Here is a 25,385-nt window from a genome sequence, read left to right on the forward strand (position 1 = left end):
GCAACGTCTCTGCTTGAACCTTACGAAGTTGAATCCCGCCATTTGCGAGGTGAGCAATGGGCACAGTACTACCGGCAAACGCACCACAAACTCTGTACGTCACTGTCCGTCGTGACGAGCTGCGCCAGCTCAAGGAAGAACGCGATCAGCTGCAGAAGAAAGTCACCCAATTGACCATGATGCTGCAACACGCTCAGTTGGTCAGCAGCGGCACTGCCCTGCAAGCCTGACTCTCCCTGCCACGTTCGTCCTGAGGCAAGCCCGATCCGCTGGCTTGCCGATGCATACCAAGTCCAGCATTTCCCCGCCAACGCAGCCCAGACCTCTGGACATTCGTCCGACCAGACACACTCTGTAACGTTCCCGCGCCTTGCACAATCCCTTCCCTGAGCTACTCGACACCCCTCTGACACACAGCTGACATAATTTTCACGTCCGCCGCACCATAATCGCGCCACTGTAAAACAGCTGATGGCACTTAGCCGCCATCAGACGATGCGACGCGGCGCCTTGCCGCTCGAGATTCACAGCTGGAGCGTCACATGACAACGATGCACCGGAGCGCCGCTGCTCCGAAAGGTTTTGACTGGACTGGCCTGATCTGGCTGTTCGTATTCTTCTGGTATTTTTCCGGAATCACGCAACTTCTCATTCAGCTGACCGGCATCACCGGTTTCGCGGGCTTTCGCCAGGCATTCGTGCTGAGCGCAATCTGGCTGGCGCCGATGCTGGTGTTCCCGAGACAGACCCGCGTAATGGCGGCCGTCATCGGCGTGATCCTCTGGGCCTGCTCGATGGCCAGCCTGGGTTACTTCTTCATCTATCAGCAAGAATTCTCCCAGAGCGTCATCTTCATCATGTTCGAATCGAACATCTCTGAAGCGGGCGAGTACATGACGCAATACTTCGCGTGGTGGATCGTCATGGCGTTCATCGCCCATACCGCGTTCGCGATCTTCCTGTGGACCCGCCTGCGCCCGGTGTACATGCCTCGCGGTCGCGCATGGGTCGTGGCGACCGCGTTGCTGGTCGCAATCGTCGGCTACCCGCTGGCCAAACAGATGTCGCGCCATGAGACCACGGCCGAAGGCCTCGAGGCGTTCGAATCACGCGTCGAGCCCGCCGTGCCGTGGCAGATGATCGTCGCCTATCACCGCTACACCCAACAACTGGACAGCATGCAAGACATGCTCACCAGCAGCAGCAACATCGCGCCGCTGAAGAACCTGAAAGATCAACAGGCCGGGCTGCCGACCACGCTGGTACTGGTCATCGGCGAGTCGACCAACCGTGGGCGCATGCATCTGTATGACTATCCGCGCCAGACCACGCCCAACCTGGACGCCATGAAAGATCAGTTGCAGGTGTTCGACAACGTGATCACGCCGCGGCCTTACACCATTGAAGCCTTGCAACAGGTGCTGACGTTCGCTGACGAAGAAAATCCCGACCTGTACCTGAAGACGCCTTCGATCGTCAGTGTGATGAAGCAGGCGGGTTACAAGACCTTCTGGATCACCAACCAGCAGACGATGACCAAACGCAACACCATGCTCACGACCTTCTCCGAGCAGGCCGACGAGCAGGTCTACCTGAACAACAACCGCAACCAGAATGCTCGCCAGTATGACGGCGACGTGCTTGAACCCTTCGCCAAGGCGCTGGGCGATGCCGCGCCGCGCAAGCTGATCGTCGTTCATCTGCTGGGCACGCACATGGCCTATCAGTACCGTTATCCGCAGTCGTTCGAGAAATTCACCGGCCGTGACGGCGTGCCTGCGGCCATCGATGACAGCAAGCTTGAGCTGTACAACAGTTACGACAACGCGGTGCTGTACAACGACTTCGTGGTTTCGAGCCTGATCAAGGAATACGGCAAGGCTGACCCCAATGGCTTCTTGCTGTACCTGTCCGATCATGGCGAGGATGTGTTCGATTCGGCGGGGCACGCCACATTGGGGCGCAACGAGAAGAAGCCGACGATTCCCATGTACACCGTGCCGTTCATTGCCTACGCCTCACCGAAGTGGCGTGAAACCCACGACTGGAATTTCGACAGCATTCACAGCCGTCCTTACTCCAGCTCCAACCTGATCCACACCTGGGCGCAACTGGCCGGCCTGAGCTTTGACGAGCTGGACACCACCAAGAGCCTGGTCAGCCTGGACTTCAAGGCGCGTCCGAGGCTGATCGGCGACCCGTATGCGCAAAAAGGGTTGAGCGACTTCGCAATCATGGAGAAAGTGGCGCGCCAACCCCAGACTCCGCCGCAAGTCGCGGCGCAGTAAACGCGTCTGAGTTGAACGAAAAAAAGGCCTGCATCGCGCAGGCCTTTTTTGTTTGTCCGTTTCGCCGCGGCTTACTGCTGGCGCAGCAACACCTTGGTAACGCGACGCTCCTGGACTTGCACCACCTCGATGTTCCAGCCCGCCCACTGCAGCTGATCGCCCGTTACCGGCAGGCGATCAAGCAGACTCATGACCAGACCGGCGAGGGTTTGATAGTCCTCTGTCGGGCGCGCCTTGAAGCCGATCCGCTCGCGCAGGTGATCCAGGTTCATCGCCGCATTGACCACCACGCCCCCGCCCTCTTCGGTCAGGTCCGGGCCCTCGACCTCGGAGGCGTCCGGCAATTCGCCGGCAATCGACTCGAGAATATCGGTCATGGTCAGGATCCCGGCAAAATCGCCAAACTCGTTGATCACGAAGGCGATGTGCGTCGACTGCGCGCGCATCTGCTCCAGCGCATTGAGGATCGAAAAGCTTTCCAGCAGGTTCAGGCTCGGCCGTGCCAGGTGCTCCAGATTCGGCTCGGTCCCGGACAGCAGCGCGTTGAGCATTTCCTTTTTATGCACGAAACCCAGAGGCTCCTCCACCCGCCCGCCACGGATCAGCGGCAGCCGCGAGTAAGAGGAACTCAGCAGTCGTTGCCGGATGGCCTGCGGATCATCATCCAGGTCGAGCATGTCGACATCGTTGCGCACGGTCATGGCGCTGCGAATCGGCCGCTGCGCCAACTGCAGCACGCCACTGATCATCACGCGCTCACGACGATCGAAGACCACTTCCCCGCTGTCGCCATCGAGCATGTCGGCAATCTCCTCGCCCACGTCTTCGGCATTCGGCTTGCGCCCGCCCAGCAGGCGAAGCACTGCGTGGGCCATGCGTTCACGACGCGGCAGATCGCCCTTGAGGCTGCGTTTGCGGCGCGATCGGGCAACCTGATTGAAGACCTCGATGAGGATCGAAAATCCGATGGCGGCGTACAGATAACCTTTAGGGATATGAAAGCCCAGGCCATCGGCGGTCAGGCTGAAGCCGATCATCATCAGGAAACCCAGGCAGAGCATGATGACGGTCGGGTGCGCGTTGACGAACGCCGTCAGCGGTTTGCTGGCGATGATCATGATGCCGATCGAGAAAATCACCGCGATCATCATCACGGCCAGTTCGTCGACCATCCCCACCGCCGTGATCACGGCGTCCAGCGAGAACACCGCATCGAGCACCACGATCTGCGCCACGATCGGCCAGAACAGCGCGTAGGTCGTGCTGCCGGAGTGCTGCGCCACATGCCCTTCCAGGCGCTCGTGCAGCTCCATCGTCGCCTTGAACAGCAGGAAGACGCCGCCGAACAGCATGATCAGATCGCGCCCCGAGAACGACTTGCCGAATATCTCGAACAACGGCTCGGTGAGGGTCACCATCCACGAGATACTCGCCAGCAGCCCCAGACGCATGATCAGCGCCAGGGACAGGCCAAGCACCCGCGCACGGTCACGCTGCTCGGGCGGCAACTTGTCGGCGAGAATTGCAATGAAGACGAGGTTGTCGATGCCCAGCACCAGCTCGAGCACGATCAAGGTCAGAAGGCCGAGCCAGGCGGTGGGATCCGCAAGCCATTCCATGGTCAGTTGCTCCTTCGCGGCAGGACAGAATCGAACGACGACGCAATCCCCGACACGCGCGGGTGCGAGTCGAGGCCGCGTTCGGACGGCACAGGCAAGATTAGATCAGGGGCGAGATGATCGGGGCAATGCGGGCGGGATTGGCAACCGGGAGGTTCCAGTGAAAGCGGCATGTGAATCCTGAAATGAATACGGGAGCCGATCCTACCTTGCGCGCCGAAATGCCTTACAGGACAGAACTGTTACAAATGTTTTGAACGACTGTTGCCCCAGCAACACCTGAACGAGGGGCGCGCCGCAGCGGGACGAGCGCGCAGGCCGCCCGGCACACATATGTCCGGGCAGCGCGGCAACTCAGAGGGCTTTCTGCCAGAACAGCGCCCGCCCCATCTGCGGGTCGAGCTGGTAATCGGAGAAACCCAGCTTGCGGTAAGCGCTCTTGGCGGCCTCGTTGCCCTCCAGCACTTCCAGCGTGATCTTGCAGCAACCGCGCTGGCGGGCGATCTCCTCCACTTTGGCGAGCATCTTCTGACTGATGCCCTGCCCTCGCACGGCGGCGATGACCACCACGTCGTGAACGTTGACCAGAGGCCGGCAGGCGAAGGTGGAAAAGCCTTCGAAACAGTTGACCAGGCCCACCGGCTCACCGGCAATGAACGCCAGCACGCTGAACGCGTGAGGCCGCTTGGCCAGTTCGATGGCCAGTTGCTCTCGGGTATCCAGAGACAGCGACTCGCCGCCACCCATGGCGTCTTCGGCATATTGGTTGAGCAGGAAACCGATCGCTTCGGCGTGGACCGGATTGCTATAGCTGGCTTGCAGTACCAGAACCTCGGGGGCTTGCATTGACTTCCTCTACCGCTGAAAGGTGACCAGGCGACCGGTACTTCGACCGGGACCGCCACGTGGCAGCGATTCTAACGCGGCGCGCACCAAAATATCCCGATACAGAAGTAGGAAATATCTCTATGCGCACGCGAAAAGATCGATCACGCACCGAGAAAAGGCGACGCCTGCACTTTCCCTCTCGCGGATGATCCAAAAAGTCCCGAAGCACCGAGGCTGTGACGCGCACCGTTTTGATTGTCGAACAATCCGACCAGCGGTCGTCCGCATCGGGAACCGCCGTTTCATGCGTCACGACAGCGCAATGCATGGCGAGCAGGATGATGTAGCGCAGTGGAAACTTTCCTACAAAAAGCCTCCCACCCCGCATGCCAGACATTTCCCTGAAAAAAAGTCGAAACTTCTACAACAGCCCTGGGTCATGTGATTAGAGCGCCTATGCTATTGCTTCAAGCCCGAGCAGAGGCCGCTTTCACCCTGTCCTTCATTATGCAGTCGGTAAATGGGTATCGATTTTGCGTAGGTCTTGTGTGCCTGGCCATAGGACATGGCCGATTACAACTCAAGTGCTGTACCAACACTGCGTATCGAATGGGAGAAAACGATGATTAGTGCCGCTGTCAAAACCCAGAAGGGAGAGAGTTTTAATCAGCCGGCCAGCGAGCTGACCCATCTGCCGGTCTTCGCAACGACGAGCGCACCTGTGCTGCAACTGCCCCCGGTTCAACCGGGCATGTCGATGATGAACAGGAAGAAGATCCTGTTCGTGACCTCGGAAATGGCCGACCTGGTGAAAACCGGCGGTCTGGGCGATGTTTCTGCCGCACTGCCGCGCGCCATGCGCCACCTGCACGATGTACGCGTGCTGATTCCCGGCTATCCACAGGTCATCAATAGCGGTAACCCGATTCACATCATCAGCGAACTCAGCGGCCATGCCGCCCTGCCGCCGTGCAAGATCGGCCGCATGGACATGAAAGACGGGCTGGTGATTTATGTGCTGATCTGCCCTGAACTGTATGAACGCGAAGGTACGCCTTACGGCGACAACCAAGGTCGCGATTGGTCCGACAACCACATCCGCTTTGCCCGACTGGGTCTGGCGGCAGCGGACTTCGCCGCAGGCGCGGTGAAAACCCAGTGGTGCCCGGAGCTGGTTCACGCCCACGACTGGCCAGCAGGCCTGGCGCCGGCGTACATGAAATGGCGCGGGCAGACCACGCCGTCGATTTTCACCATTCACAACCTCGCCTATCAGGGTTTCGTCAGCACGGCGTCGAGCCGCGAGCTGGGGATTCCCGATGAGGCGCTCGGCCCGGATGGCATGGAGTTTTACGGTCGCCTGTCGTTCATCAAGGCCGGCATGGCGTATGCCAGCCACATCACCACCGTGAGCGCCACCTACGCCAAGGAAATCACCACGCCAGACTTCGGTTGCGGTCTTGAGGGCTTCCTGCAAAGCAAGGCTGAAAAAGGCCAGTTGAGCGGGATCCCGAACGGCATCGACGAAAGCTGGGACGCCGCGACCGACGACCATCTGGTCTGCCGTTTCGCGCCTAACGAGTGGACGCGCAAAGAAATCAACGCCGATCACGTTCGCGAGCTGTTCGAACTGGAACCGTCGAGCGGACCGCTGTTCGCGGTGGTGTCCCGTCTGGTCTATCAAAAAGGCCTGGACCTGACCATCGGCGTTGCCGAGTACATCGTCAACAACGGCGGGCAGATCGCGATCATCGGTCGCGGCGAGCCTGAAGAAGAGGACGCGATGCGTGCGCTGGCAGCCCGTTTCCCCGGCCAGATCAGCGTGCGTGTGGGCTTCAACGAAACCGATGCGCGCCGTATGTTCGCCGGCAGCGACTTCCTGCTGATGCCTTCGCGCTATGAGCCGTGCGGCCTGAGCCAGATGTACGCCCAGCGTTTCGGCTCACTGCCGATCGCACGCCGCACCGGCGGTCTGGCCGACACCATCGAAGATGGCTGCACAGGCTTTCTGTTCGATGAGTCCACCGTTGAAAGCTACACCGAAGCCTTGACCCGCGCGTTCAGGGTTTTTGCCAACCCGCTGCTGCTGAACGCCATGCGTTGCCGCGCAATGGCCGCCCCGTTTGACTGGCATAAAGCCGTCGAACCTTACGCCGAGCTGTATCAGGATCTTCTGAAGAAAAACGTGGGTGCTGCGCTGCATTACTGATTGATGAACTGAAAAGGGGTAACGGATGCCTTCGCGCACGGATGAGAACTGGCGCCACGGCGCCGTCTTGCTGGATTCCGACCGCACCCGGTTCGCCCTGTGGGCACCGGATGCAAATGATGTCAGTGTCGAGAAAGAGGATGGGTCTGTACAGGCCCTCCTTGCGCAGGAAAACGGCTGGTTCGTCCTGGAAACACACGCCCCGGCCGGCACGCAATACCGCTACATCATCGACAACGACTTGCACGTACCTGACCCGGCCTCCCGGGCTCAAGTCAGCGACGTGCATGGCTTTAGCGTGGTCGTCGATCCCGCGGCTTTCAAGTGGCAGCACGCCGACTGGTGCGGACGCCCCTGGCATGAAGCAGTCATTTATGAACTGCACACCGGTGCGCTGGGCGGTTTTGCCGCCGTCGAACGGCATTTGCAACATCTGGTCGACACTGGCATCACCGCGATCGAATTGATGCCTATCGGCCAGTTTCCCGGCGATCGCAACTGGGGTTACGACGGCGTGTTGCCGTATGCGCCGCAGTCCTCCTACGGTACGCCGGAAGAGCTCAAGCACCTGATCGACACCGCCCATGGGCTTGGCCTGATGGTCATCCTCGATGTGGTCTACAACCACTTCGGGCCGGACGGTAACTACCTGGGCAGCTACGCCAAACACTTCTTCCGCAGCGACAAGAAGACGCCATGGGGCGACGCCATCGACTTCCGCCAGCGCGAAGTGCGTGACTTCTTCATCGACAACAGCCTGATGTGGTTGATGGAATATCGCTTCGACGGCTTGCGCTTCGACGCGGTCCACGCCATCGAAGACCCCAACTTTCTCGAAGAGCTTGCCGAGCGCGTGCACCAGCAGGTGCCCTCGCAGCGGCAGATCTGGCTGATGCTGGAGAACGAGTTCAACGAAGCCCGGCGCATGAAACAGGGCTACGACGCGCAGTGGAACGACGACGGCCACAATACGCTGCACGTATTGCTGACAGGCGAAACCGACGCGTACTACACCGATTTTGCCCAGCAGCCGACGCACAAATTGGCGCGTCTGCTCAGTGAAGGCTTTGTCTACCAGGGCGAGTCCACGCGCCATGGTCATGCCCGTGGCGAGCCCAGCGCGGACCTGCCGCCCAGTGCGTTCGTGCTGTTCCTGCAGAATCACGACCAGATCGGCAACCGTGCGCTGGGCGAACGTCTGGTGCAACTGGCACCGGCGCCCGCTCTGCGTGCCGCCACTGCCCTCTTGCTGCTGTCGCCGATGATTCCCCTGATGTTCATGGGTGATGAGTGGGCCGCCAGCGAACCGTTTCTGTTTTTCACCGATTTCCATGACGAACTGGCTGACGCGGTGCGCGAAGGACGTCGCGGTGAATTTGCCGATTTCGCCGCGTTTGCCGATCCGCAGCAACGCGAGCGCATTCCGGATCCGAACGCACTGGCAACCTTTGAAGCCTCCAAACCCGGCTTCGATGCGCTTTATCTGGAAACCGACACAGGTCAGGACCATCGCAACTGGCTTGCGCTTTATAAGGAATTGCTCAAGACCCGTCGGGAGGAAATCTTCCCGCGCCTGGAAGGTGCCGAGGCGCTGGGTGCTGACGTACTGGCCGACAAAGCGGTCAGCGCACGCTGGCGGATGGGCGATGACACCGAGCTGCGCATCGACCTGAACCTCAGCGAGCACCCGGTGGAGATCGAGCCCTACCACGCACAGCGCGTGCTGCACGAGTCCCATCCAAAATCGGCAGAACTTTCCCAACGCGGCAGCCTCAATCCATACACGGCCGTTGTCAGCCTGATATCGCGTGACGTTGTGGAGGAACAGGATGAGCAATGAGCAACTGGAGATGCTGGCGGCCGAGGCAGGATTGTCGGTCGACTGGAAGGATGCCAACGCACGACCGCAAAGGGTCAGCTCCGAAGTGTTACGCAAGGTCCTCGACGGACTGGGTTACCCCGCTGAAGACGATGCGCAGATCGCCTCGAGCCTCAAGCGACTGCAAGATCAGAGCCTGTCCGCCACACCGCCGCCTCTGCTGACGGTTGACCACGGCCGCAATCTGGACCTGTCGGCCTGGTTCAAACCGGAAACGCCTTTCGTTCTGAAGCTGGAAGACGGTTCGCGTCTCGACGCCAGACTCACTGCCAAAGCCGAGCTTCCGGGGCTGGCGACCGTCGGCTATCAGCAACTGGCCATCGATGGCCAGCACTTGACCATCGCGGTGGCACCCAAGACCTGTTACAGCACGGCAATGGCCGAAGACGTCAGCATCGCCCGCGACTGGGGGCTGACCGTTCAGCTGTACTACCTTCGCCGCGAAGGCGATGGCGGGTTTGGCGACACTCAGGCACTGGAGGCTTTCGCTCGCTCGGCAGGCGAACGTGGCGCCGCCGCGATCGCCATCAGCCCGGTGCACGCGATGTTCGCCAGCGACCCGAGTCGTTACAGCCCCTACTCGCCTTCGAGCCGGCTGTTCCTCAATGCGCTGTACGCGGCGCCCGGCGCGATCCTCGGTGAGCGCGCCGTGCGCACGGCAATCGAGGAAACCGGCCTTGCCGACGAGCTCAGGCGCCTTGAATCGCTGACACTGGTCGACTGGCCGGCTGCCGCAGCAGCCAAGTGGATTCTTTATCGCTCCCTCTACAGCGCGTTCATTGGCAGCGAGCACCCGCTGCACGAAGATTTCAACAGTTTCCGCCATGCCGGCGGCGAAGCGCTGGAGAATCATTGTCGCTTCGAGGCGCTGCGTGACGAGTCCAAAAAACTGGGCATCAGCGACAACTGGCATGAATGGCCGGACGCGTTCAAAAACCCGCGTAGCGCTGCAATCGACCAATTTGCCGCCGAACATGGCGAGCAGATCGGCTTTCACGCCTTCGCTCAATGGCTGGTCGCCCGAGGCCTTGAACGGGCGCAGACCGCCGCGCGCTCGAGCGGCATGAAAATCGGGCTGATCGGCGATCTGGCAGTCGGTGCCGATGGCGCAGGCAGCCAGGCCTGGAGCCGTCAGGATGAACTGCTGTCCGCCCTTACCGTTGGCGCGCCACCGGACATCCTCAATCGCTCCGGGCAAAGCTGGGGCATCTCGGCGTTCTCGCCCACGGGCCTGAAACGTAACGGCTTTCGTGCATTCATCGAAATGCTGCGGGCCAATTTCGCCCATGCCGGCGGGCTGCGCATCGACCACGTGATGGGCCTGCAGCGGTTGTGGGTGGTGCCGCTGGGCTCGCCGCCAAGCGAAGGCGCTTACCTCAACTATCCGCTGGACGACATGCTGCGCCTGCTGTGCCTGGAATCCTGGCGCCACAAGGCTGTGGTCCTCGGCGAAGACCTCGGCACGGTGCCCGAAGGCCTGCACGACAAATTGTCGGAACGGGAGATTCTGGGCATGCGCGTGCTGTTGTTCGAACAGGACAACGCTCAATTCAAACCGATCATCAAATGGTCGGACGACGCGCTGGCAACCACCAGTACGCATGATTTGCCGACGCTGACCGGCTGGCTCAGCGAGCTGGACATTGAATGGAATAAAACCTTGGGCCACATCGACGCAAACACCGAACAAGACTGGCGTGCAGCCCGCGAGCGCGAACGCCAGGGTTTACGTACCGCCCTGCGGCAGAACTACGGCATGCACGACAGCAGCGACAGCGACCTCATCGACGGCAGCATCCGCTACCTGGGCCACACACGCGCGCCGCTGGTGTTGCTGCCGATTGAAGATGCGCTGGGGATCGAGGAACAAGCCAACCTGCCGGGGACCATCGACAGCCACCCCAACTGGCGGCGACGCTTGCCGGGGGACAGCGCGGCGTTGCTCGACCATCCCGACGCCGCACGACGCCTGGAAATACTTGCGGCGGCACGTCAGCAGGCCCGGGAGCGTGACCAATGAGCGTTCTCAAGCCTCTGCGCGCGACCCAGCGCCTGCAATTCCACAAGGATTTCACTCTCGACGATGCCACCCGACTGGTGCCGTATTTCGCCCGGCTGGGGATCAGCCATATCTACGCTTCGCCACTGCTGAAAGCACGGGCGGGCTCCATGCACGGTTACGACGTCGTCGATCCGCGGGTGATCAATCCCGAACTGGGCGGCGAGCCGGCACTGCGTCGACTGGTGGCGGCCCTGCGCGAACATGGCATGGGCCTGATTCTGGATATCGTTTCCAACCACATGGCTGTCGGCGGCGCTGACAACCCGTGGTGGCTGGATTTGCTGGAATGGGGCCGTCGCAGTCCCTACGCGAAGTTTTTCGACATCCAGTGGAATTCCCCTGATCCGTTGCTCAAAGGGCAACTGCTGTTGCCGTTCCTGAGCACCGACTATGGCACCGTGTTGCAGAACGGTGATGTCGCCCTGCGACTCGACGCCGAGCATGGCAGCTTCCACGCCGAGCACTATCAGCATCATTTCCCGATCAATCCGGGCTCTTACGGGCCGCTGCTGAAGGCCGCCAAACGCCCTGAGCTGGAGCCACTGGCCGAGCGTTTCACGCAGCTCGATTCCCAGGCCGACGCCTACGAGCAGGCGCTGAACCTGAAAGCCGAACTGGCGGGACTGATCAAGGCCAATCCTGTCCTGACGCCTGCCATCGAGGCCGGATTCTCCCAGTTCGACGGACGCCAGCCAGAAGGCTTCGAGCGGCTTCACCGCCTGCTCGAACAGCAGGATTATCGCCTGGCGAGCTGGCGCACGGCAGGCGACGACATCAACTGGCGCCGGTTCTTCGACATCAACGAACTGGGCGGCCTCAAGGTCGAGCGCTCGCAGGTCTTCGAAGCCACCCACGGCAAGATTTTCGAGCTGATTTCCGAAGGGCTGGTGGACGGTCTGCGCATCGACCATATCGATGGCCTGGCCGACCCGCGTGGCTATTGCCGCAAGCTGCGGCGTCGGGTCGACAGCCTGCTGAAGCTGCGCCCGACCGGAACCGAGCTGAACCACCTGCCGATCTTCGTCGAAAAGATCCTCGGCCCCGACGAGCCGCTGCGTCAGGACTGGAACGTGGACGGCACCACCGGTTACGAGTTCATGAACCAGGTGTCGTTGCTGCAACACGATCCTCGTGGCGAAGCGGTGCTGGGTGAGCTGTGGAGCCGGGTCAGCGGTCGAACCGCCGACTTCAATGCCGAAGTGCTCGAGGCCCGGGATCTGGTGCTGCACGGCACGCTTGCCGGGGACTTCGAAAACCTTGCTCAGGCGCTGCTGCAAGTGGCGCGCAGCGACGTCATGAGCCGCGACCTGACGCTGGGGGCGATCCGTCGTGCGTTGCTGGCGCTGGTGAGTAACTTCCCGGTCTATCGCACCTACATCACGGCCTGCGGACGCTCCGACGAAGACGAGCGCTTCTTCCAGCAAGCCATGAGCGGTGCCCGCGAGTTACTCGGCGAAGGCGACTGGCCGGTGCTCGATTATCTGCAGCGCTGGCTCGGCGGAGAACGCCTGCGCGACTACCCGAGCGGCCCCCTGCGCGAGATGCGTCGCAAGGCCTGCAATCGCTTTCAGCAGTTGACTTCACCGGTCGCCGCCAAGTCGGTGGAAGACACCTCGTTCTATCGCTCGTCCGTGTTGCTGTCGCGTAACGATGTGGGCTTCCATCCGCAACATTTCAGTGCACCGGTCGAGGCTTTCCATCAGGTCTGCGTCGATCGCAGTGCAACCTTTCCAGACAACCTGCTGACCACGGCAACCCACGATCACAAGCGCGGCGAAGATACGCGCGCACGCCTGGCGGTGATCAGCGAGCATGCGCCGTGGTACGCCGAACAGGTCGAGCGCTGGCAGCAACTGTCCGCACCGCTCAAAGGGGGCGAGAGTCACATCAGCCCCGGCGACGAGCTGATGCTTTACCAGGCGATCCTGGGCAGTTGGCCGCTGGGGCTTGAGGGCGACAGTGCGTTCGAAGATTACGCAAAACGGCTCACGCAATGGCAGGAAAAAGCCCTGCGCGAAGCCAAGTTGCAGAGCAGCTGGAGCGCCCCGAACGAGGCGTATGAAACCGCGTGTCGCGAGTTCTTGCAGCAGCTGTTGCTGAGCCCGGAAGGGTTGGCGCTGCGTCAGTCGATCGGTGCCACGGCCAATCGAATTGCTCCGGCAGGTGCATTGAATAGTCTGGCGCAAACTTTGCTGCGAATGACTGCGCCCGGTGTGCCTGATCTGTATCAGGGTACCGAATTCTGGGACTTCAGCCTGGTGGATCCGGACAACCGTCGTCCGGTGGATTACCCCGCTCGCGAACGCGCGCTGAGCCAATCCACATCCCTCACCGAGTTGCTTGCCCAGTGGCAGGACGGCCGGATCAAACAGGCGTTGATTGCCCAGGTGCTCATGCTGCGCAATCAACATTCCTCACTGTTCAGCGAAGGCCGATATCAACCGCTTGAAGTGGTCGGCGAAAAGGCCGCCCACGTCGTCGCATTTGCCCGGGAAACGCAGGGCGTGCGGGCTATTGTTGTGGTTCCACGTTTGCCGGCTGAACTAATGGGCACCGCGCAAACTCCATTCATCAACGCAGCAAATTGGGGCGATACACGAATACTCCTGCCGTTCACTGATTCACATCCGGATTGGAAGGGACTTTTCTCACAAGCTACAGTCACATCCAGCAAGGAAATGTTGCTCAGTGCAGCGCTCAAGGAAATTTCTGTAAACCTGCTTATTCAAACCTTGTAATACCGGGAGTGTCGAGATGAGTGCCGACGAGAAAAGAATCAAAGAGCTTGCCCACCAGATCTGGGAAACGGAAGGCAAGCCGCATGGGCATGATGCCCGTCACTGGGAAATGGCCCGCAAACTGGCCGAAGCCGAAGCCAAGTCGCCGAAGAAGCCTGCGGCTGAAAAAGCGACCAAGGGCAAAGCCGCCAGCAAGCCTGCAGCAGCAAAACCGGCCGCCGCCAAAGCCGCCGCCAAGCCTGCTGAGAAACCGGCTGAAAAACCGGCGACCAAAGCGGCTGAAAAACCTGCCGCCAAGCCAGCAGCCAAGTCCGCTGCCAAGCCTGCGGCAAAACCGGCGGCCAAGGCACCTGCCAAACCGGCAGAAGGCAAGTCCGCTGCAAACGGTGCGGCACCCGCGGCCAAGCCAGCAAAACCTGCAGCCAAGAAGGCGCCGGCAGCCAAACCTCCGACGCCTTGAACCTTGCCTTCGGCAAGGCTTCCAACAGATGACACCTACCGCAGGGATCGCCTGAAAACGATCGTCTGAAACCTGCGGTAAACCACCCCCTGTATTGCGTAATGGCGCAGTCCCAGCCTGCGACAAAGGCTTTGTTCGCCCTCAGGAAATCATTCGAAACGTCAGGAATTCACATGAGCAAGCTAGAAAAGAACAGCACCAACCAGAATGAATCCAGCACGGCCGGCAGCCCTGAAGTCACTGCATCGCGCATTCGTGAGGGCCTGCCCTTCCCGCTCGGTGCCAACTGGGACGGCCTTGGGGTCAACTTTGCAATCTTCTCGGCCAATGCCACCAAAGTCGAACTGTGCCTGTTCGACTCCACCGGCGAGCACGAACTGGAGCGCATCGAGCTGCCCGAATACACCGATGAGATTTTCCACGGTTACCTGCCGGACGCTCATCCGGGCCTGATCTACGGCTACCGGGTCTATGGCCCGTATGATCCGAAAAACGGCCATCGCTTCAACCACAACAAGCTGTTGATCGACCCCTACGCCAAACAACTCGTAGGCGAACTGAAGTGGTCCGAAGCCCTGTTCGGCTACACCATCGGTCATCCCGATGACGACCTCAGCTTCGACGAGCGCGACAGCGCGCCCTTCGTGCCCAAGTGCAAAGTCATCGACCCGGCGTACACCTGGGGCCGTGACCAGCGCGTCAATGTGCCGTGGGAGAAAACCGTTTTCTACGAGACCCACACCCGCGGTTTCACCATGCGCCACCCTTCGGTGCCGGATGAGCTCAAAGGCACCTTCTCTGGCTTGATGGTCGACGACGTGATCCAGCACATCAAAGGCCTGGGCGTGTCCTCAGTCGAGCTGCTGCCGATCCATGCGTTCGTCAACGACCAGCACCTGCTGCAAAAAGGCATGACCAACTACTGGGGTTACAACACCATCGCCTTCTTCGCGCCGGACCCGCGTTTCCTGGCCCACGGCAAGATCGCCGAGTTCAAGGAAATGGTCGCGCACATGCACCATGCGGGCCTGGAGGTGATTCTCGACGTGGTCTACAACCACACCGCTGAAGGCAACGAGCGCGGCCCGACCCTGTCCATGCGCGGCATCGACAACGCCTCGTACTACCGCCTGATGCCGGACGACAAGCGCTACTACATTAACGACTCCGGCACCGGCAACACCCTGGACCTGAGCCACCCGTGCGTGCTGCAGATGGTCACCGACTCCCTGCGCTACTGGGCGAGCGAGATGCATGTCGACGGTTTCCGCTTTGACCTGGCGACGATCCTTGGTCGATACCACGATGGCTTTGACGAGCGGCACAGCTTCCTCGTGGCCTGCCGTCAGGACCCGGTGCTGCGTCAGGTCAAGCTCATTGCCGAGCCTTGGGACTGCGGCCCCGGTGGCTATCAGGTCGGGCATTTCGCGCCAGGCTGGGCCGAGTGGAACGACAAGTTCCGCGACACCGTGCGTGCGTTCTGGAAAGGCGACGAAGGCCAGCTGGCCGATCTTGCGAGCCGCTTGACCGCTTCCGGCAACATGTTCAACCAGCGCGGCCGCAGGCCTTATGCGTCGGTCAACTTCGTCACCGCCCACGATGGTTTTACCCTGCACGACCTGGTGTCGTACAACGACAAGCACAACGAAGCCAACGACGAGAACAATCAGGACGGCAGCAACGATAACCGCTCCTGGAACCATGGCGTCGAAGGCCCGACCGACGACCCGGAAATCAACGCGCTGCGCCTGCGCCAGATGCGCAACTTCTTCGCTACGCTGCTGTTTTCTCAAGGCACGCCGATGATCGTTGCCGGTGATGAGTTTGCCCGCACCCAAAACGGCAACAACAATGCCTATTGCCAGGACAGCGAAATCGGCTGGGTCAACTGGGACTGGGATGAGGACGGCAAAGCGCTGCATGACTTCGTGCAGAAGCTGATCAAGGTGCGGATGAAATACCCGATCCTGCGTCGCGGGCGTTTCCTGGTGGGCGAATACAACGAAGAGTTGGGGGTCAAGGACGTCACCTGGCTGTCGCCGAGCGGCGAGGAAATGACTATCGAGCAATGGGAAGACCCTAACGGCCGCTGCCTGGGCATGCTCATCGATGGCCGTGCGCAGGAAACCGGGATCCGTCGTCGCGGGGCTGATGCGACCATGCTGATGATGGTCAACTCACACCACGAAGGGGTGAATTTCAAGCTCCCTGAAGTGCCGGAAGGCGTTAACTGGACCTGCCTGATCGACACCAACCAGCCTGACGCAAGAGGCAAGGAGAAATTCGAGTTCGGCTCGGAATACACCGTCACTCCGCGCTCGCTGCTGCTGTTCGAGCTGCAGAAAGAAGACCAGGCGTAATCCCCTGAGAAGGCCCGCAGACGTTCCCGCGTCTGCGGGCTTTTTTATGTGCGCTTACCCGTGCGCACAGCGCGGCGGCCCCTCGCCGGTCGCAATCCAGCCTTCAACTAGATCACATCCTTCCCGGCGCGATCTTGCGCTTACAGCAACGCCGACAGTCTCACGTCCGCCGCCAGCACCCGATGCAGTTGGCCATTGCCGGCGAATATCGGCACCGACACCGTGATGCAGAAAGCGTCGGTCGCCGAAGAGCGGTACACCGGCGTGATGTAGCTGCCCAATTGCTCGGCCACCTCGCGGAACCATGGCCGCTGAGCCCAGTTGCGACCCTTGCAACTGGCGGCTTTCGGATCAATGTCCAGTCCGACGTTTTCGCTGATCTGTACGCCGTTTCTGTCAACCATGTAGAACAGCTCGAAACGCTGATCTCGCTGCAGAATCTCGCCCATGAATCGCTCGGCCGCGCCCGGATCCCCCTGCATCGCCGCCTCGCTGGCGAGCTTTTCGACGCTCGCCTGAATCGCCTTGTGCATCTGCAGCCGGAAGCCGCCCAGCCCGTTCAGCAGATGGTCGCCGCTGCTGCGCACCGCGTCGCTGTGGGTCAGCACCTGACCGGCATTGCCGAGCAGTTCAGCGGCCACGCCGGCGATGTTCTGCACGTCGCGGTTGATGGCGTGCACGGCGATGCCGATGTGTTCGGTGCCGGAAGCGATGTGGCCGACGCGCTGATCCAGCTGGTCCATCGCCGCCTGGGTGCTGCGCAGGTCTTCACCCATGCGCGTCATGCCTTCGCGACCATCGGCGACCGCCGCGTGCATGATGCGTCCGGCACTGCCGAGCTGGTCCATGTCGGCGCGAAAGCGTTCGATGATCTGGCTGACGCGGGTCGTGGATTCGGTGGTATGCCCCGCCAGACGCCGGACCTCGTCAGCGACGACGGCGAACCCGCGGCCGTGTTCGCCCGCCCTTGCCGCCTCGATTGCGGCGTTCAGGGCCAGCAGGTTGGTCTGCTGGGAGATGCTGGCGATCACGCCGAGCACCTGGCTGACCTCTTCGAGCTGCCCGAACAGCTGACCGATGACTTCTTCGAGCTTCTGCTCGCTGGTACCAATGGCGTCCACCTGCCCCAAGACCTGCTCGCCCGTCTGCTGACACTGACGCAAGGTCAGCGTGACCTCGCTGGACAATTTGGCCACCTGCGCAGCGCCGGGCACCAGTTCGGTGTCCAGCGAAGTACTCACCTGCTCGCTGGCGCTGGCGATCAACTCGGACGCCTGAGCGAGGGTCTGCCCACTCTGCTCGGTCGCCCGGGCGATGCGCGCAAGCTCCGGCGCGTGCGCGGCAATATCGACCGACGCGGCCAGGCTTTCTGCCAGACGCTGATGCAAAGTGGCAGTGAAGCCGTTCAGGCGCGTGCTCAGGGGTGTGTGCCCGGACAGCTGCACGGTCAGGTCAAGGTCATCGAACAGCAGGTTCAGGGCATCATCGTCATGAGCCCGGCGTTTGTTGGCGCGCAGTGAAAACATTCAGCATCCCTCCGTATGTGCCGATGCCACTGCAAGCACAATGCCATCAGTAAACGCATCACCAAGAACGCTGAGCAGTGCTGATTCCCCGGAGGCACCCTGAGGAAAGCCGCGAGACAGCGCCGCGCGGCGAGGAACGGGCCGTCAGAAAAATGCCCGTTTTCAAGCGAGGAATTGCTCGCAGGAGGTCGTTTTGGTGCGTACTGGAACCTCCAGGTGGCTGGGCGGTTTATTCCGCCAGCAACTGCGCGTAGCGGTGCAGATCGATGTTGCCGCCACTGATGATCACGCCCACTCGTTGTCCTTTCAATTGCGACGCCATCGCCCGCGCAGCGGCAAACCCCAGGCAGCCGGTGGGTTCGACCACCATCTTCATGCGCTCGGCGAAAAACCGCATGGCTTCGATCAGTTGCCCGTCACTGGTGGTGAGGATGTCATCGACGTCGCGCTTGATGATGGCGAAGGTGTAATTGCCCAGGTATTGCGTCTGGGCGCCGTCGGCGATGGTTTTCGGCGTGTCGATCTTGACGATGGTGCCAGCGCGTAAGGACTGCTGACCGTCATTGCCGGCTTCGGGTTCGACCCCATACAGCCTGCATGCGGGCGCCAGCGCGCGCGTCGCCAGCGCCGACCCGCTGAGCAGTCCACCGCCGCCCAGACAAACGAACAGGGCGTCGAGTGCGCCGACCTCTTCGAATAACTCCTTGGCCGCAGTGCCCTGGCCAGCGAGGATGTCAGGGTGATCGTAGGGTGGAATCAGCGTCAGCCCTTGCCGCTCGGCCAGCTCGCGGCCAATGGCTTCGCGGTCTTCGGTATAGCGGTCGTAGCTGATGATGGTTGCGCCGTACTCTCTGGTCGCGGCCACTTTCGCCGCCGGCGCGTCGTGGGGCATGACGATGGTCGCCGGTATGCCCAGCAGCCGGGCCGACAACGCGATGCCTTGCGCGTGATTGCCGGAGGAGAACGCAACGACGCCATGTTTGCGCTGCGTGGCGTCGAATGCCGAAAGCGCGTTGAACGCCCCGCGGAACTTGAACGCCCCCATGCGCTGAAAGTTTTCGCATTTGAAGAAGACTTCGGCGCCCAATTCGCGATTCACCGTGCGAGACGTCAGGACCGGCGTTTTGTGCGCGTGTCCCTGGATACGTCGAGCGGCGGTAAGCACATCTTCATAGGTTGGCAGCACCAGCGTTTGCATATTCACCCTCCAGGTTGAGTCCGTGCCTGATTCTGGCATATCGGGGACGCCAGTGGATGGGTCGCGATCCGACCTGGAACCCCGCGGCGATGACGTCGCTGCGACGTTCAATGACAGGTTTGAGGGTGCCCGCAGGTTCATTTGCGGACCAGTCGGTCAGCAAAGAGATCTAGCCGTTTGTCCTGCCTGATTTTTTTCCGGATTACAGCGGCACATGCCGCCAAGCCCCCGTAATCATTGACCTTGTAGTCACGATCGGACTTTCGTGTTCAAAAACTACATATTTTGTAGTGCGATGAAAATTTCACTACAAAACGGTTGACGAAGTGATTTTGCAACTGCATAGTTCAAGCGTCTCCCCGATCGGGAGAGCTGGCAAAAGTATTCCGGGCTCGTTCGACACAGCCGTCGAGCATCCCCTGGATGTGTGCTGCCCACAAGGCAGATTGATGAAGCGGAACCCGCAGGATCGACCCACCAGGGCCGGGTGCTGGCGAAACATCCTCATGACACTTGTGGTCGACCACGTCGCCCGTGTCCTCATGATGTCCGCCATTCCTCTTCCTGGTCTCGACCTCTGCGTTTCAGCCCCCATCGACAGCACATCCAAACGGCCCGGCACCGGCTCTGTGTACCGACGGACCTTGTTTGTCAGCGTGAGCAAAAGGACTGCGAATCGACCGAGGATTCGCCATTACGTTTGAACTAACCAGATAGATTGACGAGTGGTCAAAAAGGGGTATCCAACAATGAATCTGAACAATCAACCTACCATTGATCAATTGGCTCGACTGTTCGCGGCGCGTAAGGACTCCCTTGATAGCCATATTCTCTGGGTTTGTGAGAAAGGTGATGTCCATATGGACGGCCTGGGTGCCTGTACCGAAGAGCAAGAGTTCGCCGAGCAGCATCCGCACATGCGTGCACGGCTGAAGATGTACCGCAAGGGCCATGGTTATGTCGGCAAGAAGGCAGCGGCCGACAAGCAGTTCCTGGGGCAAGTGCTGGAGACGCTGAGCGCCGAATGGGGCGCAGCGCAGAAACAGCCGGACGTGCGCGTCATCGACAAGCTCTGCTGACCGACCGTGCCGCGGGGTCCGTTTCGCGGACGCCCGCGGCGCTCTTGCGCAGGGCCGCATCAACGCCTGCGGCCCCCCTTACCGGCGCCCTCCCATCCTGCCGCCTTCAATCGCCTTGAACTCGGCGTCCTCCCGCCCCTTCCAATGCATGCAGGCCACCTATGGGGCCTTTGCATCAATCCACGGAACATAAAACGCGCAATGCGTAAGAAGGTGCCGCAATGGATCTGGATCAGTTGGGTAAGCACATCAAGGCCGGCGAGGTTGAAGAACTGGACCTCATTTCCGTTGAAGGGGGGTCATACGTCATCCACGCCCGCATGAAGGGCACGTCTCATGCCATCAGCAGCCCCAAGGGCGGCGTCCTGCATGTGGCGTCGGTCGAGGAAGCGCGCAAGTGCCTGACGGCCGTTCCGGAGGTGCCGCTGTTCATCGTGCATCCGGTGGTCTACGACGAGATGGTGGGCCATGCCGCGACCGACCGCTACGTTTCCCGCGAGCCGATACCGTTTCGCTCCAGCCTCTGAGGCCGGTGGTGGACAGGCGCGATGCGGCATGATCGCGCCCGGTCTTCAGAACGCGAGCTTGTAACCGATCGCGATCAACATCGCCGCCAGGCACGGACGCAGCACGGCGTCGGGCACACGCCCGGCGAGGTGGCTGCCCATGTAGATGCCCGGCAGTGACCCCATCAGCAGGAAACCCAGCATCGACCAGTTCATGTTGCCCATGCTCGCGTGGCCCAGTCCCGCGATCAGGGTGAGTGGTACTGCGTGGGCGATTTCGGTGCCGACCAGGCGTCGGGTGTCGAGAAACGGGTACAAGATGAACAACGCCACCGTGCCCAGCGCGCCGGCACCAATGGACGTCAGCGCCACCATCACACCAAGGATTACCCCGGTCAGCACGGTCAAGCCGTTCAGGCTGCGGGCACTCAGGCGGTAGTGGTCACCCGCATGCCGCTGAGCGAAGGCCAGCAGACGCTTTTTGAAGAAGATCGCCAGCGCCGTCAGCAGCAGCACCACGCCGAGCGCTTGCTTGATCACCGTGTTCATTGAATCGGGAGCGGTGTGCAGCGTACTGAGAAACCAGAGCGTCAGCCCCGCCGCAGGCACACTGCCCAAGGTGAGCCAGCCCGTGATGCCCCAGTCGATGTTGTCATTCTTCTTGTGGACCAGGACCCCGCCGCTTTTGGTGATTGCCGCGTACAGCAAGTCCGTACCGACAGCGGTCGCCGGATTGATGCCGAACCACAACAGGATCGGCGTCATCAGCGAGCCGCCGCCGACACCCGTCATCCCTACGATGAAGCCGACCACCAGGCCTGCGACGACGAAACCTACATTGCCAAAATCCATTGTTCTGCCTGACCAACGTACATCCGAAAAACCGGCGGGCAGGATAGCTATTTTTCGTCTAACGACCTTGCGTTTTCTTCTAAAAACCTAGATCGAAACGATCTATGGTTATAACTGAAGGTCAACCAAGCGCGGGGTGCTAGCGCTTGGACGCCTCGCTGACCTCAACACGTGGCGAGCACGAACAGACGAGGAAACGGCAGCAGTACCGTCCCGTCAGCCAGCGCCGGATAGGCTTGACTGACCGCCTGCAGGTACGTCTCGAGGAATGCGCTCTGCTCGTCTTCGTCCAGCTGTTGAAGGTAAGGTCGCAGCGCCGACCCCTTGAACCACTCCACCACCGCCTCATGTCCGCCGGCAAGCGGGTGATGATAAGTCGTGCGCCAGACGTCGACCTCTGCGCAGTGAGGCTGCAACCATTCGAAGTAAGCGCGTGCCGGGTGACGGTCGGGATGCCTGACGCTGCCGATCTTGTCCGCCCACGGGCCGCTGCTGGCAATTTCGCGCGCCACGCGATGGGCCGGTTCTTCCAGATTGTCGGGGGTTTGCACCGCCAGCGTACCGCCCGGATTCAGCAGATTGACCAGCCGCGGATAAAGCTCGGCATGATCCGGCACCCACTGCAGCGAAGCATTGGCCAGGATCACATCAAAACGCTGATTGGGTCTCCACGTGGCGATGTCGGCCAGTTCGAAGCTCAATTCCGGCAGGCGCTGGCGTGCCTCCGTGAGCATGTCATCGGAGCTGTCGATGCCACGGATGGTCGCGCTTGCAAAGCGTTCGGCCAGCACTTGCGTGGAGTTACCCGGTCCACAGCCCAGGTCGACGGCGACGTTGACCTCGGTGGTGGGAATCGCAGCGACCAGATCACGGACCGGACGCGTGCGCTGCTGTTCGAACATTGAATACTGCCTGGCGGACCAGCTCATCGGGCATTCCTTCTCTGACTGGGAGGGGAGCGATAACGACAGGCATTGTGCAATGCAGCATGGATTCTGCCTACCATCTCCCCTGCCCTTTACTCACGCCGATCAGCGCATGACCCGACGCGTCATGTGTCCGCCTGCAAAGGGATAGGACACGTACAGGCCCGCCTCGACCTGCGCACGGTTGACCTGTGCATGACCTCGTACCTTTTCTGCCGCCGCCAACAAGCGCTGCGCATCAAGACGGCCGGCCGCCACGGCGTCGACGATCGCCTGGGCGAGGTCATCGAGTCCCGCCTCGCTGGACACCAGCAGCAGATGCGCACCGGCACGCAACGCTGCAACGGCCGTGTCGGCAAGGCTGTTGCCGCGCAGAATCGACACGGCGTCGAGGTCGTCGGAAATGATCAGGCCTTCGAAATTCAGTTGATCGCGCAACAGGCCGATCACCGCTTCCGAGGTGCTGGCGGACTGCAGCGGATCCAGCGCCGGAAATACCGCTGGCCCCGGCATGATGGCTTGCACGCCGGCGGCAATGACCTTGCGGAAGACCTCCAGTCCATCGGTGAGCGCTTCGAACGATCCGGGCACTGTCGCGCGAGCCACTGCAGGATCGTGCTCGGTTTGAGAGTGACCGGGAAAATGTTTCGCCGTGGCAATCACCCCGGCGCGCTGCACGCCGCGAATAAAGGCGCAGGCGATACGCGCCACCTGAGCAGCATCGGCGCCTAGATTGCGGTTGTGCAGCCAGGGATTGACCCCGGTGACGACATCAACCACAGGCGCCAGGAACAGATTGATCCCCATGACACGTGCCGAACTGGCCATCTCATAAGACCGCGCCTCGATCTCTTCGCAACTCAGATCCTTGAGCTGCTCGGCGGACGGCATGCCCGGCACCAGATGATGCAAACGCTGGATCCCGCCCAGTTCCTGGTCGACAGCGATCAGCACGGGACCGCCAGCACATGCGGCAGCGTCCTCGGCGATGCGCATGAAATGAGCCTGTGTTTCTGCGCGTCGTCGCTCGAAGCTCATGCGCCGCGCCAGGTATTCGTCGCGGGTTTCACCGAGCAAGATCGACACGCCGCCGCGCTGCAGATAACGGCGCACTGCATCGTCCAGTTCAAGTTCGGCAAACGCAGGCAACAGCACGGCATACGCGGCTTCTTGCAGTGGGTCAGACATTTATTCCTCCAAAGCGAACATGAGCGTGCTCGATGATGACCATGACAATCAACATAACGCTCGTTTATGCTCACTCTAAAGCGAATCAATCTTGGGTCAAGTCATAAATAACGATGACCGAGCAACACTGTGCACTTTCAGTGGAGGAATCGGTCAAGTGCGCTCGCCGCCTCTCGCTCAAGAGAACATCGCAAGCTCAGGCAGGTCGCGCTTGCAGCACGACGCGCAGACCGGGCTGTGCGTCTTCCATGCAGAGATCGAAGTCATGGGCACGAGCGACTGCCGCAACAATCGCCAGACCAAGTCCGGCACCGCTCACCAGTGGGTCGTGCTGGCCACGACAGAAGCGCCGCAGCACCCGCTCACGATCCTGGCTGGAAATCCCGGGCCCGTTGTCTTGAATCTCGATGCGCACGCGGCCCATCGCGAACCTCAGGCCCATCTGAACGTGGCCCCCTGACGCAGTGAACTTCAGGGCGTTGTCCAGCAGGTTCATCACCGCTTCCGCCAGCAGTTCGCGGTCGGCCACCAAGGCAGGCACCGGCTCGGCGCACAGGCTCAGGCGAATGCCCTCCTCCTCGGCCACGGCCTGATAATCCTCGAACAGCTCCTCCAGCAGCGGCGCGGGATTGAGCGTGGCCATGCGTGCAAGGCGCGCATTGCTGTCGATTTCGGCGATGCGCTGCAGCGCACGAAAACGGCCGAGCAGGACATCGGCGGCGTGCAGCGACTTTTCCACGTGAACCTGCAACTGCTCGTCCGGTGTCTCCGACCAGTCCTCCAGCGTGCGATGCAGATGCGCGCGCAGCTTGTTCAGCGGAGTGCGTAAATCGTGGGCCACGTTGTCGCCCACGCTTTTGACTTCCTCCAGCAGCAGGCCGATCTCACTCACCATGCGGTTGACCAGTGACGACAGCGCGTCCAGTTCGTCGCCCCGCCCGGACAGCGGCAGACGTTGCGACAGGTCACCGCTGGCAATGCGCTGACTGATGATCTGGACCGCACGAACCCGCCGTAATGGCCCCACGCCCAGCAGCACGCCGAGCACCAGACCGATCGCCAGAATCAACGCGGCGCTCCACCACAGTGAGTCAAAGATGATGTCGCGCAGGCCTGCCAGGGTCTTGGCGTTGTAGCCGACGAACAGAATCTGCTCATTGGGCAGGCGCTTGGCAACTGCTCTCGCGCCGTCTTCAAAGCCGGTTTCCAGCCAGTCATGGGGCTTGCCGTTGAGCATTACGCCTGGCGGCAACGAGAAAACCTTGCCGCGCAGATAGCGCCCTTGCGCGCTGAACAGACCGTACTGGATCACCCCACGCAGATCACCGGCCTGCAGGCGATCGATCTCGTCGGGCAAATCGTTGGCGTCGACATACAACAGGGCCCGGACTTGCCCGGTGACGATGGCGTCACCCTGGCGCACCATGTAGTCCGCCGCTTGCCAGTAGATCAGGCTGATCAACGACACGACCACGATGACCAGCACCGCGGCATACGTCACCGTCAAGCGGAACGTGGTGGTGCGCGACAGGCGCGGACGCACCTCGGCGCAGCGCGCGGCGGTCAGGTCGGAAAGGTCCGCGGACATAAGCATTCATTGGCCTGGCGCCCGCGCACTGCATGAACGCAGCGGCCAGCGCGCGACAAGCCGTCTCCATTCAGTCATC

At 61.2% G+C, this 25,385-nt stretch carries 18 protein-coding genes; 10 read left to right on the forward strand and 8 right to left on the reverse strand.

The annotated features are described in order from the left end of the window. The first annotated feature begins 56 nt into the window (after positions 1 to 56). Both AAGQ88_RS15575 and AAGQ88_RS15580 read left to right on the forward strand, forming a co-directional pair. Positions 57 to 230, forward strand: a complete 174-nt coding sequence (locus AAGQ88_RS15575; RefSeq protein ID WP_093458959.1) for a DUF6026 family protein — start codon at positions 57 to 59, stop codon at positions 228 to 230. Positions 231 to 542: 312 nt separating this feature from the next. Further along, on the forward strand, positions 543 to 2,288 hold the full coding sequence (locus AAGQ88_RS15580; RefSeq protein ID WP_342652855.1) for a phosphoethanolamine transferase CptA: 1,746 nt from the start codon (positions 543 to 545) through the stop codon (positions 2,286 to 2,288). 71 nt (positions 2,289 to 2,359) lie between these two features. On the opposite strand, the gene AAGQ88_RS15585 is transcribed toward AAGQ88_RS15580, so the two are convergent. Next, positions 2,360 to 3,907 (reverse strand): TerC family protein, encoded by a 1,548-nt coding sequence (locus tag AAGQ88_RS15585; protein ID WP_285425385.1) that lies wholly within the window; start codon positions 3,905 to 3,907, stop codon positions 2,360 to 2,362. 354 nt (positions 3,908 to 4,261) lie between these two features. Then, entirely contained in the window at positions 4,262 to 4,753 is a 492-nt protein-coding gene (locus AAGQ88_RS15590; RefSeq protein ID WP_342652856.1) for a GNAT family N-acetyltransferase, read from the reverse strand. Positions 4,754 to 5,357: 604 nt separating this feature from the next. Between AAGQ88_RS15590 and glgA the strand changes: the two genes are divergently transcribed. The 6 genes from glgA (at position 5,358) to glgX (ending at position 16,443) form a co-directional block, all read left to right on the forward strand. Next, positions 5,358 to 6,944: a glycogen synthase GlgA gene (gene glgA / locus AAGQ88_RS15595; RefSeq protein ID WP_342652857.1), complete on the forward strand. Its 1,587-nt coding sequence runs from the start codon at positions 5,358 to 5,360 to the stop codon at positions 6,942 to 6,944. A 25-nt stretch (positions 6,945 to 6,969) separates the two neighbouring features. Continuing rightward, positions 6,970 to 8,784: a malto-oligosyltrehalose trehalohydrolase gene (gene treZ / locus AAGQ88_RS15600; protein ID WP_285425388.1), complete on the forward strand. Its 1,815-nt coding sequence runs from the start codon at positions 6,970 to 6,972 to the stop codon at positions 8,782 to 8,784. Next, positions 8,774 to 10,843 carry a 4-alpha-glucanotransferase gene (gene malQ, locus AAGQ88_RS15605; RefSeq protein ID WP_342652858.1) on the forward strand — a complete coding sequence of 690 codons (2,070 nt, stop codon included), beginning with the start codon at positions 8,774 to 8,776 and terminating at the stop codon, positions 10,841 to 10,843. Before treZ ends, malQ begins: the two co-directional genes overlap by 11 nt. Next, positions 10,840 to 13,623, forward strand: a complete 2,784-nt coding sequence (locus AAGQ88_RS15610) for a malto-oligosyltrehalose synthase (RefSeq protein WP_342652859.1) — start codon at positions 10,840 to 10,842, stop codon at positions 13,621 to 13,623. The genes malQ and AAGQ88_RS15610 overlap by 4 nt, the downstream gene beginning before the upstream one ends. A 16-nt stretch (positions 13,624 to 13,639) precedes the next feature. Then, entirely contained in the window at positions 13,640 to 14,083 is a 444-nt protein-coding gene (locus AAGQ88_RS15615) for a DUF2934 domain-containing protein (RefSeq protein WP_342652860.1), read from the forward strand. 173 nt (positions 14,084 to 14,256) lie between these two features. Then, a complete protein-coding gene (gene glgX / locus AAGQ88_RS15620; protein WP_342652861.1) occupies positions 14,257 to 16,443 on the forward strand; it encodes a glycogen debranching protein GlgX in 2,187 nt (728 codons plus the stop codon). 140 nt (positions 16,444 to 16,583) lie between these two features. Here the strand turns inward: glgX and AAGQ88_RS15625 are convergent, their stop codons facing one another. Then, positions 16,584 to 17,969 (reverse strand): methyl-accepting chemotaxis protein, encoded by a 1,386-nt coding sequence (locus AAGQ88_RS15625; RefSeq protein ID WP_285425394.1) that lies wholly within the window; start codon positions 17,967 to 17,969, stop codon positions 16,584 to 16,586. Between the two features lie 229 nt (positions 17,970 to 18,198). Continuing rightward, positions 18,199 to 19,167, reverse strand: coding sequence for a threo-3-hydroxy-L-aspartate ammonia-lyase (locus AAGQ88_RS15630; protein WP_342652862.1), 969 nt, complete (start codon positions 19,165 to 19,167; stop codon positions 18,199 to 18,201). 749 nt (positions 19,168 to 19,916) lie between these two features. Between AAGQ88_RS15630 and AAGQ88_RS15635 the strand changes: the two genes are divergently transcribed. Both AAGQ88_RS15635 and AAGQ88_RS15640 read left to right on the forward strand, forming a co-directional pair. After that, entirely contained in the window at positions 19,917 to 20,246 is a 330-nt protein-coding gene (locus AAGQ88_RS15635; RefSeq protein ID WP_093458970.1) for a hypothetical protein, read from the forward strand. 221 nt (positions 20,247 to 20,467) lie between these two features. Next, complete coding sequence (locus tag AAGQ88_RS15640; protein WP_342652863.1) at positions 20,468 to 20,773, forward strand: DUF6482 family protein; 306 nt, start codon at positions 20,468 to 20,470, stop codon at positions 20,771 to 20,773. A gap of 45 nt (positions 20,774 to 20,818) precedes the next feature. Here AAGQ88_RS15640 and AAGQ88_RS15645 read toward each other — a convergent pair whose 3' ends face one another. From AAGQ88_RS15645 to AAGQ88_RS15660, 4 genes are all read right to left on the reverse strand, one after another. Next, on the reverse strand, positions 20,819 to 21,604 hold the full coding sequence (locus AAGQ88_RS15645; protein ID WP_285425398.1) for a sulfite exporter TauE/SafE family protein: 786 nt from the start codon (positions 21,602 to 21,604) through the stop codon (positions 20,819 to 20,821). Between the two features lie 164 nt (positions 21,605 to 21,768). Then, a complete protein-coding gene (gene tam, locus AAGQ88_RS15650) occupies positions 21,769 to 22,533 on the reverse strand; it encodes a trans-aconitate 2-methyltransferase (RefSeq protein ID WP_342652864.1) in 765 nt (254 codons plus the stop codon). 102 nt (positions 22,534 to 22,635) lie between these two features. Beyond that, on the reverse strand, positions 22,636 to 23,718 hold the full coding sequence (locus AAGQ88_RS15655) for a glycoside hydrolase family 3 N-terminal domain-containing protein (protein ID WP_342652865.1): 1,083 nt from the start codon (positions 23,716 to 23,718) through the stop codon (positions 22,636 to 22,638). A 196-nt stretch (positions 23,719 to 23,914) separates the two neighbouring features. After that, complete coding sequence (locus AAGQ88_RS15660) at positions 23,915 to 25,306, reverse strand: HAMP domain-containing sensor histidine kinase (protein ID WP_342652866.1); 1,392 nt, start codon at positions 25,304 to 25,306, stop codon at positions 23,915 to 23,917. Positions 25,307 to 25,385: the final 79 nt, after the last annotated feature.

Origin of the sequence: Pseudomonas sp. F3-2 (assembly GCF_038804275.1) — a bacterium.
In the GTDB taxonomy this organism is placed as follows: Bacteria; Pseudomonadota; Gammaproteobacteria; order Pseudomonadales; family Pseudomonadaceae; genus Aquipseudomonas.